The organism is Pseudogemmobacter hezensis, from assembly GCF_013155295.1.
In the GTDB taxonomy this organism is placed as follows: domain Bacteria; phylum Pseudomonadota; class Alphaproteobacteria; order Rhodobacterales; family Rhodobacteraceae; genus Pseudogemmobacter; species Pseudogemmobacter hezensis.
Map to the genome: position 1 here is coordinate 133,025 of NZ_JABJXT010000004.1, position 12,413 is coordinate 145,437.

At 64.3% G+C, this 12,413-nt stretch carries 10 protein-coding genes; 3 read left to right on the forward strand and 7 right to left on the reverse strand.

Annotation, left to right across the window (positions count from 1 at the left end; translation table 11 throughout):
• Nucleotides 1-17: 17 nt before the first annotated feature.
• Together HOY34_RS06235 and HOY34_RS06240 are read right to left on the reverse strand one after the other, a co-directional pair.
• Nucleotides 18-1,796 (reverse strand): monovalent cation:proton antiporter-2 (CPA2) family protein, encoded by a 1,779-nt coding sequence (locus HOY34_RS06235; protein ID WP_172360934.1) that lies wholly within the window; start codon nt 1,794-1,796, stop codon nt 18-20.
• Nucleotides 1,797-2,036: 240 nt separating this feature from the next.
• Nucleotides 2,037-3,002: an AraC family transcriptional regulator gene (locus tag HOY34_RS06240; protein ID WP_172360936.1), complete on the reverse strand. Its 966-nt coding sequence runs from the start codon at nt 3,000-3,002 to the stop codon at nt 2,037-2,039.
• 178 nt (nt 3,003-3,180) lie between these two features.
• Between HOY34_RS06240 and HOY34_RS06245 the strand changes: the two genes are divergently transcribed.
• The 3 genes from HOY34_RS06245 to HOY34_RS06255 all read left to right on the forward strand — a co-directional run bounded on the left by HOY34_RS06245 (nt 3,181) and on the right by HOY34_RS06255 (nt 7,767).
• Nucleotides 3,181-5,304: a TonB-dependent siderophore receptor gene (locus HOY34_RS06245; protein ID WP_172360938.1), complete on the forward strand. Its 2,124-nt coding sequence runs from the start codon at nt 3,181-3,183 to the stop codon at nt 5,302-5,304.
• A gap of 68 nt (nt 5,305-5,372) precedes the next feature.
• The gene (locus HOY34_RS06250) at nt 5,373-6,983 is read left to right on the forward strand and encodes an alpha/beta hydrolase-fold protein (protein ID WP_172360940.1); all 1,611 of its coding nucleotides are present in this window, start codon (nt 5,373-5,375) and stop codon (nt 6,981-6,983) included.
• Between the two features lie 85 nt (nt 6,984-7,068).
• Entirely contained in the window at nt 7,069-7,767 is a 699-nt protein-coding gene (locus HOY34_RS06255) for a glycosyltransferase (protein ID WP_172360942.1), read from the forward strand.
• A gap of 48 nt (nt 7,768-7,815) precedes the next feature.
• On the opposite strand, the gene HOY34_RS06260 is transcribed toward HOY34_RS06255, so the two are convergent.
• The 5 genes from HOY34_RS06260 to HOY34_RS06280 are packed head-to-tail and all read right to left on the reverse strand — an operon-like array spanning nt 7,816 to nt 12,408.
• A complete protein-coding gene (locus tag HOY34_RS06260) occupies nt 7,816-8,760 on the reverse strand; it encodes a lysophospholipid acyltransferase family protein (RefSeq protein WP_172360944.1) in 945 nt (314 codons plus the stop codon).
• Nucleotides 8,757-10,070 (reverse strand): 3-deoxy-D-manno-octulosonic acid transferase, encoded by a 1,314-nt coding sequence (locus HOY34_RS06265; RefSeq protein WP_172360946.1) that lies wholly within the window; start codon nt 10,068-10,070, stop codon nt 8,757-8,759. The genes HOY34_RS06260 and HOY34_RS06265 overlap by 4 nt, the downstream gene beginning before the upstream one ends.
• 27 nt (nt 10,071-10,097) lie before the next feature.
• Nucleotides 10,098-10,868 carry a glycosyltransferase family 25 protein gene (locus tag HOY34_RS06270; RefSeq protein WP_172360948.1) on the reverse strand — a complete coding sequence of 257 codons (771 nt, stop codon included), beginning with the start codon at nt 10,866-10,868 and terminating at the stop codon, nt 10,098-10,100.
• Nucleotides 10,855-11,640, reverse strand: a complete 786-nt coding sequence (locus HOY34_RS06275; RefSeq protein WP_172360950.1) for a hypothetical protein — start codon at nt 11,638-11,640, stop codon at nt 10,855-10,857. Before HOY34_RS06275 ends, HOY34_RS06270 begins: the two co-directional genes overlap by 14 nt.
• A gap of 3 nt (nt 11,641-11,643) precedes the next feature.
• On the reverse strand, nt 11,644-12,408 hold the full coding sequence (locus HOY34_RS06280; protein ID WP_172360952.1) for a 3-deoxy-D-manno-octulosonic acid kinase: 765 nt from the start codon (nt 12,406-12,408) through the stop codon (nt 11,644-11,646).
• Nucleotides 12,409-12,413: the final 5 nt, after the last annotated feature.

Here is a 12,413-nt window from a genome sequence, read left to right on the forward strand (position 1 = left end):
GGATAAGTGGCTGCGGATCAGTGGGCCCCGCCCGGCTGGTCGATATTGCCATGCAGCAGCGCCCGGCTTTCATCCAGGCCGCCCGATTGTTCCAGCACCATCCGCTCGGCGTCGCGGGTGCGGATATCGGCCATTGTATCCTCGACCAGGATCGGATCCTCGCCCAGCCGCAAGAGCGCCTCGCGCCCCATGACCATCGCCGATTCAAAGGTCTCGCGGATCTGGAAGGCCGCGCCATCGGCCAGCAGCTCCTGGGCGTGCTGGCGTGACAGGGCGCGGGCCATGACCGGAACCATCGGAAACTCATGCCGCGCCAGGCTGACAATATGCGAAATCGCTTCGCGCTCAGAGGCTGCGACCAGGATCAGGCTGGCGTGCTGCGCCCCTGCCGCATGCAGGATATCCAGCCGCGAGCCATCGCCGTAAAACACCCTGAACCCATATTGCCCCGCATCGCGGATCGCCTGGGGATCGGTGTCGATGATCGAGACCGAATAGCCCCGCGCCAGCAGCGGCTGGCTGACGATCTGGCCAAAGCGGCCAAAGCCGATCAGCAGCACCTGGCCCGCCAGCCCCTCGGGCGTGTCGAGCCCCTCCAGCGAGGGGGCGGCTTTGGGGGCCAGCCGGCCATGCGCGATGATCATCAGCGGCGTCAGCACCATCGAGATGATGATGATCGCGGTCAGAGTGGCGTTCCATTCCGCGGTCAGGATGCCGAATTGCGTGGCGCTGGCGTAAAGGACAAAGGCGAATTCGCCACCCTGGGCCATCAGGACCGCGCGTTCCAATGCCTCGGATTTCGGGGCTTTGGTGGCGCGGGCGACGCCGTAGATCACCAGCATTTTCAGGATCATATAGGCCGGAACAGAGATCAGGATGATCGACCAGTTGCTGGCGATGATCTGCAGATCCAGCGCCATGCCGACGCCGATGAAAAACAGCCCCAGCAAAAGGCCGCGAAACGGTTCGATATCGGCCTCAAGCTGGTGGCGGAAACTGGATTCCGAGAAGAGAACCCCGGCCAGAAACGCCCCCATCGCCATGGAAAGCCCGCCCGCATTCATCAAAACCGCTGCGCCCAGCACCACCAGAAGGGCGGCGGCCGTCATCACCTCGCGCGCGCCAAAGCGCGCCAGCAGGCGAAACATCGGGTCCAGCAGGTAGCGCCCGGCCAGCACCAGAACGAGGATCGCGCCCAGCCCGATGCCCACATTCGCCAGGCGGTCAGCCAGCGTCGCCTCTTCGGCACCAGGCGCCAGGAAAGCCACCAGCGCCAGCAGGGGCACAATCGCCAGATCCTCGAACAGAAGGATCGCAATCATCCGGCGGCCCTGGGGTTTGGCCATCTCGCCGCGTTCCTGAAGCATCTGCATGACGATGGCGGTTGAGGTCAGCACAAAGCCGGTGCCCGCCACGAAACTGGCCGCCACCGGATAGCCAAGCGCGATGCCCACCCAGACCAGCGTTGCAATCGCAAGGCAGACCTGCAGCGCACCCAGGCCGAAAATCTCGCCCCGCATCGCCCAAAGCCGCGAGGGCTGCATCTCAAGCCCGATGATGAACAGGAAAAGCACGACGCCCAGTTCGGCGATATGGATCACCGATTGCGCGTCGTGGAAAAAGCCAAAGCCCCATGGCCCGATTGCCAGCCCCGCCGCCAGATATCCCAGCACCGAGCCAAGGCCGATCCGGCGAAAGAGCGGCACCGCCAGCACCGCAGCCGCCAGCAAAACGACCACCGGGATCAGATCGAAACTGGCATGCGCGGCCCCGGCCGCCTGAGTTGGATCCGCCATTCGCGCAGCCTTTCCCGGGTCGAACATACCCGGCGTTACCAGTGACAAAACCGGCCAGGCAAATGCGCCAGCCGGGCGCGGTTTTGGGCCGCTTTCCCAGCCTTTATTGCGCCTTTTGGTCCCGATCAATCCGGCAATTATGATCAGATCATCTGACAGCCGCGCACAATAGCGCAGCGAGGGCGCATCGGGGCCGCATCGGTGGCGCAGCGCAGCGGGCGGGCCGCAAAATGCGGCAGATCAGCGGGCGGCGGCGCCGCGTTCCTGGGCGCGCGCCGGGGTGACGCCGAAGGTGCGCTTGAAGGCGGTCGAGAAATTCGCCGGGCTGGAATAGCCCGCCAGATGCGCTGCCTGCGCCACATTCACCGCGCCCCGGCTAAGGGCGGTAAAGGCCGCATCCAGCCGCTGGGCGCGGATGAACTCGCCGGGGCTGCAGTCAAGCTGTCTGCGGCACAGCCGCTGCAGGCTGCGCAGCCCAAGGCCACAGGCCCGCGCCAGCGTCTCTGGCGCAAGCGCCGGGTCGTCAAGATGGCCCGCGATATAGCCAGCCAGCGTCGCAATCCGGGGGTCAGACAGGTTTTCGCCCAAAGGCGCCAGGCTGTGGGCATCATCGTCCGCGATATCCTGGCCCGCGCAATCATGGCCCGCGATCCCGGCGCGAAGGGCGGCGGGGGGCGGTTCGGCGGCCTCAAGGGCGGCGCGGTAAAGCTCGATCCCGCGCGACATCAGCAAAAGGCTGCCATGGCCGGGCCGGCGCGAATCAAAGGTGCCGCCGCGATGGGCCTCGGTAATGCTTTGCGCCAGCCGCAGCATCGCGGCATCGGGCGTCCAGATGCGATGTGAGATGCCATTTTGCACCCCCCGCCCAAAGCCCGCCGCCACCCCGCGCACCTCGCCCGCATGATCCAGCCAGTCGGGATCGGTGGTGATCGCAATCTTGACCAGCGGATGGCCATAGCTTTCGAAATACTGCAGCTGCGCCTCGGCCCCGATGCGCAAAAGCAGCGCCTTTGGCCCCGGATCATCGGGCATCACGGTGGAAAGCGTGATCTGGGTCTGGTTGACGCGAAAGCGCTGATGGCCGTTCAGCAGCAAAAGCAGCATCTGCTTTGGCGCGACCATGCCCGCGCTGAGATCCTCTACGCCGGTCACCCGCTCATGCATGACGCCGATGCGCAGATTTCCGGGATAGCGAAAGACGGTCATGACGGGCTGCGCATGGCTGATGACGCCCGGGCAAACAAGATTGTCGCCATAACAAAACCCCAGAAAATGGTGCCGCCGTCCCGCCTCATATAATACCTGCCCAAAATACTCAAGAACTCGGCAATCCGGTCTGACAGCCGTCAGGCGGCCTTTTGCCGGGGTTGTGAAAGGATGGATCATGGCAGGAAAAATGACGCAGGGGCTGTTGCTGGCGACCAGCGCCTGGATGGTGCTGGCCCCGCTGGCACAGGCGCAGACCACCGGCGAGGGCGCGGCCCAGGACAGCAAGAGCCTGGGCACGATCCATCTGGATGGCACCAAAGGCTATGTGGCCGGCAAATCGCGTGCGGGCACCAAGACAGACACCCCGCTTGAGGAAACCCCGGCCTCGGTCTCGGTGGTGACAGAGGCGCAGATCGCCGATCAGGGCGCGAAATCGGTGGCCCAGGCGCTGCGCTATACGCCGGGCGTCTCGGCGGAATATCGCGGCGCCTCGAACATCAGCGATGAGGTCTATATGCGCGGCTTTGGCTATGCGCCGCGCTATGTGGACGGGCTGGCTTTTGGCGGCTCTGGCCAGCAGATCGACGCCTGGGCGCTGGAAAGCGTGGCAGCGGTCAAGGGCCCGGCCTCGGTGCTTTATGGTCAGGCCAGCCCCGGCGGGCTGATCGATTCCACCACCAAAAAGGCCGATGGCCGCACCATCAACCACATCGGCATGTCGACCGGATCGCATAGCCGCGCCGAGGCCCGTTTCGACTTTGCCCGCCAGATCGAGGGCACCGATCTGGCCTGGCGTTTTGTCGGCAATGCCGCCCAGGCCGATACCCAGGAAAAAGGCCTGCAGACGCGCCGCCTGATGCTGGCCCCCTCGGTCCGCTGGACCCCCGATGATGCCACCAGCCTGACCGTCTTTGCGATGTATCAGCGCGAGCCCGATGCCGGTTACCGCAATTTCCGCGAATATCTGGGCACTGTGGTCCCCACCACCTATGGCTATATCCCCGCCGATTTCCTGGTGGGTCAGGCCGATTTTGAACGCTCCAGCCGCACTGCCCATTCGCTGGGCTTCGATTTCGAACATAAACTCAGCGAGACCCTGACGCTGCGCAGCAAGGGCCGGATCTCGCAGGGCGACTGGACGCAGCGCACGCTGGTCTGGGGCAGCCTGGCCGCCGATGAGCGCACCATCTCGCGCAGCGTGACGGAAAGCTATTCCGAGACCCGTCAGGCCACGCTCGACAATCAGGCAGAGCTGAAGTTCCGGACCGGGGCGGCCGAGCATACGCTGCTTGCGGGCTTTGATGTGCAATATACCAGGGGCCGTTCGTCCGGGACCTCGGGGGCGGCGGTCAATCCGATCGACTGGACCAATCCGGGCGCCAGCACCATCGGCACCATCGGCGCACCGCGCAATACCAATGACAGCACCAGCCATACCCGCCAGCATGGGCTTTATCTGCAGGATCAGATCGCCTGGAACGGGCTGAACGTGCAGGCCGGGCTGCGCTATGACTGGGCGACCAGCGTCTCGCAAAACAACATCAGCGGCAATCGCACCCATATCGATTCAGAGGCGCTTTCGGGCCGCCTGGGCGCGCTTTACGACTGGGGCAATGGCTTTGCGACCTATGCCAGCTATTCGACCTCTTTCGAGCCGGTCAATCAGGTGCCGCAGGCCGGGGAATCCGCCTTTGATCCGACCGAGGGCAAGCAGCTAGAGGTTGGCGTGAAATGGGCCAACAGCGATGACAGCCTGACGGCGACGCTGTCGGTCTATGACCTGCGCCAGACCAATGTGATGAAATCGGTGCCCGGCACCTCGCCCGCCCGCTATGAGCAGGTCGGCGAGATCCGCAGCCGTGGCGTCGAGCTTGAGGTGCAGGGCCAGGTGACCGAGGCCTTCTCGATGATCGGCTCTTACAGCTATAACGACTCGCGCATCTCGAAGTCGAACAATGCCGCAGAGGTCGGGCTGCACAATGACCGCGTGCCGATGCATCAGGCGGCGCTTTGGGGCAAATACAGCTTTGAAAGCGGCTGGGATCTGGCGCTTGGCCTGCGTTACATGGGCACCAGCTTTGACCGCACCAATCAGTGGAACGCCCCGGCGGTGACCCTGGTCGATCTGGCGGTGGGCTATGATCTGGGCCGCTTCGACAGCCGCTATGACGGGATGCGCGCCCAGCTGAACGTGACCAACCTGACGGATGAGTTCTATACCGCCTCTTGCGCCAGCCGCTTTGCCTGCTTCGTCGGCAATGAGCGCAACGTCACCCTGGCCCTGGACTACCAATGGTAAAAGCATCTGATCGCATGACGGGGGGCCTGGTGGCCCCTCAAACTGCCGCCAGACAGATCTCCCGGGCCGTGGTCCGGGATTTTCTGCATCTGTGTGCCGGCCATATCCGTATGGGTCTGCTGGCGTTTTCAGTGACGGCTTTGCTGGCCGCGCCGGATCTGGCCCGCGCCGATCTGACGCAACTGCAGCCCGGCCAGGCGTTGCGCACGGAAATCGGGGCGCAAAGCGCCGATTTCGCGCTGGAAACCAGCCCCGGCGACTATCTGGCGGGCCGGATCAGCGGCGCGGGCCAGGCGGTCAGCGCCGATCTGCTGTTCCCCGATGGCCGCCATTTCCGCCGCCTCAGCGCAGGTTCAAGTGGCGAGATCCGCTTTCAGCTGGTCTCCGAAAGCGAGGGGCTGATCCTGCGCCTTGGCGGCGAAGGCCCGGTCACGCTGCTGCTTGAGACCCGGCTTGCCCTGCAGATGCAGACCCCGCCCGCGCCGGAATGGCTGAGCCCGCGCATCGCGCAGATGGCGGCGGAGCTTGCCGCCGGCGGCACGACCGGGGCTTTCTGGCAAGAGATCACCGCCAATGGCACGCCCCTGATCGAGACGGTTGAGGGCAAGACTATAATGACCTTCCTCTGGCGCGGGGCCACGCGCAATGTGCGGCTGATCGGCGGCCCTTCGAATGACCATGAATGGCTGGCGCGGCTGGGCGAATCTGACATCTGGTTCAAAAGCTTTGAGGTGCCGCCGGGCACGCGCCTGTCGTATCAGCTGGCCCCCGATGTGCCCGATATCCCCGGCACCGCGCGGGCCAGACGCGGCGCGCTTTCCGCCACCGCCCAGGTCGATCCGCTGAACAAAGCGCCCTGGCCCGCAGACGCGCCGGACCGTTTCAGCCAGGAGGCCAGTGTCGCGCTGCCCGATGCGCCGCTGCAACCAGGCTGGCCGCCCGCACCTGATGCCAGCCCGCAGATCAGCCGTTTCGCCTTCGACAGCCCGGCCCTTGGCAACAGCCGCGAGATCACCATCAGCCAGCCGCAGGATCTGGACCCCACCGACCCGGATCTGGTCCTTCTGTTTCTCTTCGATGGCGAGCGGGCGCAAAGCGATGTGCAGGCCCCGGCGCTGCTGGATGGGCTGACCCGCGCAGGCCGCCTGCCGCCGGTGGTTGCGGTGATGATCCCCTCGATCGACAGCGCAACCCGCGCGCGCGAGCTGCCAGGAGACAGGGTTTTCGCCGATGTTCTGGCCGATGACCTGCTGCCAGAGGTGCTGGCCCGCGCCGGGATCCGCGCCAATCCCGCCCGCACGGTGCTGGCGGGGGCCAGCTATGGCGGGCTGGGGGCGGCGCGGATCGCCATTCAGCGCCCCGATGCCTTTGGCAATGCGCTGTCGATGTCGGGCTCTTTCTGGTGGGCGCCCGAGGGGGTGGACACCGATGGCACACCCTGGGTCGCCTCGCTGATCGCGGGCGGTGAAAAGCTGCCCCTGCGGGTGTTCCTGTCGGGGGGGCTGTTTGAAACCGGGCGCGACGGCACGGCGGGGATCCTTGAGACTTCCCGCATCCTGCGCGACACGCTGCGCCTGAAAGGCTATGAAACCCATTGGCGCGAATATGCGGGCGGGCATGACTATGTCATCTGGCGCGGTGCCCTGGCCGATGGGCTGATTGCACTTTTCGGCAAGTGATGGCGAGGCCCGGGCGGGGGACGGCGAAATATCTTGCCGCATATCCCGCCCGGGAATAGTAAGGGAAAAATTCCTTCGGTGAGCCATGATCGCAGATAAAATCACGCTTTGCCTGACCATGGGCCGCCGCCCCGATCTGCTGCGCCAGACGCTGCAAAGCCTGAAAGGCCTGCCCCCCATGGCGGTGCTGGCGATCAATGATTTCGGCGATGAGGAAACCAATGCCGTTTTCCGCGAGATGTGCCCGCATGGCCGCCTGATTGATGCGGGGCGGCACCTCGGCCATCACGGCGCGGTCGATCTGATGTATGCCGAGGTGAAAACCCCCTATATCTTCCATTGCGAGGACGACTGGGGCTTTACCCGCACCGATTTTCTGGAAGATGCGGTTCGGCTGTTGCATACGGATCCGCTGATCTCGGTCGTATGTCTGCGGGCCAGCGGTGATATTCCGCTCTCTGATGCTGATCGCAAGCTGGTGCAAAACGAGACCCGCGACGGCATCGCCCTGCAACGGATGGAGGCGGTGCATCCGCAATGGCACGGCTTCAGCTTCAACCCGCATCTGGCCGAAAAGCGGCTTTGGGAAGAGCTGGGCGGCTTTTCGCAATTCGAAAAAGAGCGCTATGTCTCGCGGTTTTTGCGGGCGAAAGGGCGCTATGTGGCGTTTCTTCTGCCCGAGGCCTGCCGCCATATCGGCGACAATCGGTCAAACACGCCGGGCCGCGACAGCCTGTTCCGCCGCGTCAAGAAATGGCTGCGCGGGATCAAAAGCGTCAGCTAAGCCGCATCAGCGGGCCTTGCCGCATATCGGGGGCAGGGCCCTCAGCCCTTAAAGGTCGTCGGCATCTGAAAGATCGGCGACCGGGGCGGCAGCGGCCCCGACGCGCCAGCGGCGATGCATCCAGATCCATTGATCGGGATGTTTGCGCACCTGTGCCGCCAGGCTGTCATTCAGGGCCTGGGTGGTGACCAGCGGGTCCCCCGCCGGGATCGGGGCCTCTGTGATCAGGTCAAAGCCCAGGTCGGGGCGGCGAATGCCATAGGCCGGCACGATCAGCGCGTTGTATTTCAGCGCCATCTCGGCCACCGACAGCGAGGTCATCGCCTGGTGCCCCATGAAATCAAGCGGCACGCCCGAATACATATGCTGATCCAGCACCACCCCCAGCATGCCGCCGCCTTTTAAAAAGCGCAGCATCTCGGCCATGCCATTGCGGTTGCGGGGGAAAAGCGGCTCGCCGATCCGCTCGATGGTTGAGACGTAGTGATCGTTGAAAAAGCGGTTCACCATCGGCTTGTAAAGCCCGCCGACCGGATAGCCCCGCGCGATCAGCGCGGCGCGCATGGCGTCGTAATTGCCGATATGGCCGGTGACCAGCAGGACCGGGCGGCCCTGGCGATGCGCCTCTTCCAGGGCAGCGATGCCTGGGCCCTGCAGCGGCTCGGCAGCGATGCGGCGGCTGAATTCCTCGGGCGAGTAAAGCTCGATCATGGTGCGGCCAAAGCTGGCGGGCACCTCGCGCTGCAGGCGGCGGATCTCGGCCTCTGGCAGGTCGGGCATGATCAGCTTCAGGTTCTCGCGGATGCGCCCGCGCCAGTTGGTGAAACGCGACAACAGCCGCAAAAACCAGGCCGCAATCGCCAGCCGCTGCCGCCAGGGAAAGCGCAGCATCAGCCAAAGCGCCGCCCGCAGGATCCGGTCGGTGACCCAGTCAAGCGCGGTCTCAAGGCGGTTGCGGCTGTGACCGCTGGATTTGTTGATCGGCGATTTCATTCCGGCCCGTCCATTGCGCCAGTTTCAGAGTTTTCCGGTCCCGGCCTAAGGTTCAGCAATGGCAGCAAAAGGGCAAGGCTGCGCTGGCTGGCCCCCTGATGGCGGCTTTGCTCGGCCCGGGCGGCGCTTTGCATATGGTGCAAGAGGGCCGGATCGGCAAGCAGGCCCGCCACCGTCTGCGCAAGGCTGGCGGCATCGGTGACCTCGCGCATCGCCCCTGCCGCGCCAAGGGCCTGATAGGCGGCAGCGGCATTGCGCAGATAGGGGCCCGCCAGAATCGGGCAGCCTGCGGCGGCGGCCTCATAGGGGGTATGGCCGCCAGGCCCGGGGCGCAAAGAGCCGCCGATCAGCGCCAGATCGGCGGCCGCATAGACGCTGCCCATCAGGCCAAGCGTGTCGATCAGATGCACAGCGGTATTGGCGTCAGGCTGCTGGCCAAGGCTTTGACGGGTAAAGGAAATCCCGCGACGTTTCAGCAGATCCGCGACGCTTTCGGCCCGCGGCGGATGGCGCGGGGCCAGCAGCAAAAGCCCCGGCTGATCCAGCGCGGAAAGCGCGTCGAGGACGATTTCCTCTTCGCCCTCATGGGTTGAGGCGGCGGCCCAGATCGAGCGCGGGCGGGCCGCCTGCTGCCAGGCCTGGACCAGCGCCGGATCGACTGCGGGCGCGGCGATATCGGCCTTCAGATTGCCCGGCGCATGCAAGATCCCCGGCGCGACGCCCAGGCGCAAAAATTCATCGCGCAGGCTGTCTTCCTGCAGGGTGATCAGGTGCATGGGGCGCAAAAGCACGGCAAAGCTGCGCGGGGCGCGGCTGCGGGTTTTTGAGGGCCGGGCGTTCACAAGCGCCGCCGGGATGCCGCGGACGGCCAATGTCTGCATCATCCGGGGCCAAAGATCGCCCTCGACGAACAGCGCCGCATCGGGGCGCCAGTGATCGAGAAAGCCCGTAACGGCGGCAGGCGTGTCGATGGGCGCAAACTGATGCAGCGCACCTGGAATACGGTTGGCCACCACCGTCGCGCCGGTGGCACTGGTGGTGGTGATCAAAACCCGCAGGCCGGGCTGCGCCAGCAAAAGCCCTGCCAGCGGGATGATTGAGACCACCTCACCGACCGAGGCCGCATGCAGCCAGATCAGCCGTCCTTCCGCCTGCAGGTCGGGGCGTGGCAGGCTGGCCTTGCCGAACCGCTCGCCCAGGCGGTCGGGCGGGGCCTGCATACGCCTGTGCGCCCGCGCCGCAAGGTGGCTCAGAGCGCAGGGAAAGGCCCAGGAAAACCCCAGCCAAAGCCGCAGCAAAAGGGGGGTCACGGCCGCGCCCCTGCTGTCAGGGCCGGGTTAATTGCCACGCCGAAAGGCACGCTGTTTGAACCAGGCGATGATCTTGTTGCGCCACAACCGCTGTTGTTTTGCCCAGCCATAATACCAGCTGCGCCCGTTTGCCTTGCGCAGGGCCCCATTGCCGTCGATATCGCTTTCCACCCCGGTCTGGCTGGTGATCGGCGGCCAGATCGCATAGCCAGAGCCGCGCTTGACCATGATCTCGCGCAGCTGGGTGTCGATGGGCATCGTCACGACCGAGTGGTTCTGGCGCACATTCTGCGCCCCCTCACGCGTCCACAAAAGCGCGGTGGTCAGCATCGGGAAATAATGCGCCCGCACCAGATCATGGCCGCCCGAGAGGTGATCGGTCGGCGTGTAGATCTTCATCTTGTTCGGCCCCAGATGAACGATGTCCCAGGGCTGGCCTTTGGCCTCAAGCGCGCGAAGCGCCTCGTCGATCACGGGGACGAAATCGGGGGCGATCTGCGCGTCATCCTCAAGCACGATACCATAGGGCTGACCCGAGGCCAGAAAGCGGTCGATACACTCAAGATGACTGCGATAGCAGCCATATTCCGCCCCGCGAAGTGGCCGCCCCAGGAACCGATGCGCCTTTTTCAGATCGCAGTCCTGGGCGGTGACAAGGTCGATTTTGCGCCCGTCAAAGGCGGGGACACGTTCAGCCCAGGTGATGCCGACGGCACTCAGCCCGGCCTCGATCGAGGCGCGGCGCTCATCCGAGCTGTCGAGGTTGATGTAATAGACGGGGATGTCACCATTCATCATGAAGCACCTTGCTGACGAAGCTTTCGGCCGGGAAAACCCCGTTGTATTTTTCATTTACATAGCGGGTCAGATGGCTGCCCCAAAGATGCACCGCATAGGCCTCGGGGGGCGCATCGGCGGCGCTATAGCTGCCGGGATCGGCGAAAAGCGGGATTCCTGACATCGGAACCGGATAGAACGTATTCAATGGCCTGATATGCGCAATCTCTTCGCTGCGCTTCAGCTCGGCGGTGAAAAGAGCGGGACCAATGGAGCCCCAGGGCCATCTTTCGATCGGCAAACCACCCGACAGAATGTTTTTCACATGATACTTAAACCGCTTAAATCCCTCCAGCCGCGGCGGCATGCCCCTGGTTTCGGCCGAAAAAGCCGATAGCGCTGCAAGGGCGGCTGATCCTTTGGGCAGTTTCAGAACCGCAGAACCGGCAGAATCCTTCGCCTCATATCCGAAAACATTATCATCGGGAAAGTCGAACGGTCTTAGCGCAATGACATCCAGATCGACCCAGGTGAAATCGGTCTTTGCAACCATGGCGTAACGGAACAAATCCGAATGCAGGGCCGGACTTTTGGTCCGACGATGCAAAACGATACGACCCAGATCAAGCACAGTCCGTGCATCGGCCTGGATTACATCCGGCGGGCAATTGACAATCGGATCATAGGAAAACAACGTAAATTCATGGCCATGGCGCTGAAAAGACCGGATCGAGGCCAGCTCAATCGGCCCAAGGCTTTTGCCGATCCACAGGCTCGCAATAGTTTTCAGCATGCTTCATACTTTCCCGTAGCCATCAGCCTGCTCCGGCTTGCCACTTACTGCGGATACTTCAGCGTCATAGCCCGCCTGCAGCGCCTGCCAGTCCTGGGGTGACCAGTGCAGCCCGGCCACTTTGCCCTGTTCCTTGACCAAAGAGCGGTGCAGGCGCGAGAGGTTCTCTGCCTGCCAGCCACCGGGCCTCCGGCGGGCGCATTTATCGAAATCGATCAGCCAGACCTTCCCGGCCTCATCCAGCAGGATATTGCGGCAGTTCAGATCGGTGTGATCGACGCCTGCGACATGCATCTGCGCAATCACCTGCCCGATTTGCCCCCAAACCGCCGCCGACAAAGGTGCATCACGCAAAACCTCGGCCAGGGTGCGGCTTTGGGGGATGCGCTCGGTGATCAGATCGGCGCGGTAGAAAAGCCCCGCAGGCTGATAGCGGGCCATGATCGGGCGCGGCACGGGCAGGCCCTGTTCGCGCATCCAGTCGAGCAGCATGAACTCTTCCATCGCACGGCTTTGTGCGGCGGGGCGGCGCAGGTATAGGTCGCGGTTTACACGCCCCACCAGCCCGCCGCGCCAGAAGTGCCGCCAGACCAGCTCCAGCCCGTTATAGCGCAGAAACCAGGCCTGATTGCGCCCGGTTGAACTGCCCGCAAGATGGCCGTTCTCGCGCAGCCAGGCCAGGTCGAAAAGGCGCGGCTCGCCCTGGGGCAGGGCTGTGCTGTCATACCACAGGACGCAGCCTTTTTCCTGGCTTTTGGTCAGTGTCACCGGCC

What these genes read in the sequence shown, in the direction of transcription:
- HOY34_RS06275 (WP_172360950.1), bottom strand. Translation starts at nt 11,640, where the DNA reads ATGCTGAAAACTATTGCGAGCCTGTGGATCGGCAAAAGCCTTGGGCCG.
- HOY34_RS06255 (WP_172360942.1), top strand. Translation starts at nt 7,069, where the DNA reads ATGATCGCAGATAAAATCACGCTTTGCCTGACCATGGGCCGCCGCCCC.
- HOY34_RS06235 (WP_172360934.1), bottom strand. Translation starts at nt 1,796, where the DNA reads ATGGCGGATCCAACTCAGGCGGCCGGGGCCGCGCATGCCAGTTTCGAT.
- HOY34_RS06270 (WP_172360948.1), bottom strand. Translation starts at nt 10,868, where the DNA reads ATGATGAATGGTGACATCCCCGTCTATTACATCAACCTCGACAGCTCG.
- HOY34_RS06245 (WP_172360938.1), top strand. Translation starts at nt 3,181, where the DNA reads ATGGCAGGAAAAATGACGCAGGGGCTGTTGCTGGCGACCAGCGCCTGG.
- HOY34_RS06240 (WP_172360936.1), bottom strand. Translation starts at nt 3,002, where the DNA reads ATGACCGTCTTTCGCTATCCCGGAAATCTGCGCATCGGCGTCATGCAT.
- HOY34_RS06260 (WP_172360944.1), bottom strand. Translation starts at nt 8,760, where the DNA reads ATGAAATCGCCGATCAACAAATCCAGCGGTCACAGCCGCAACCGCCTT.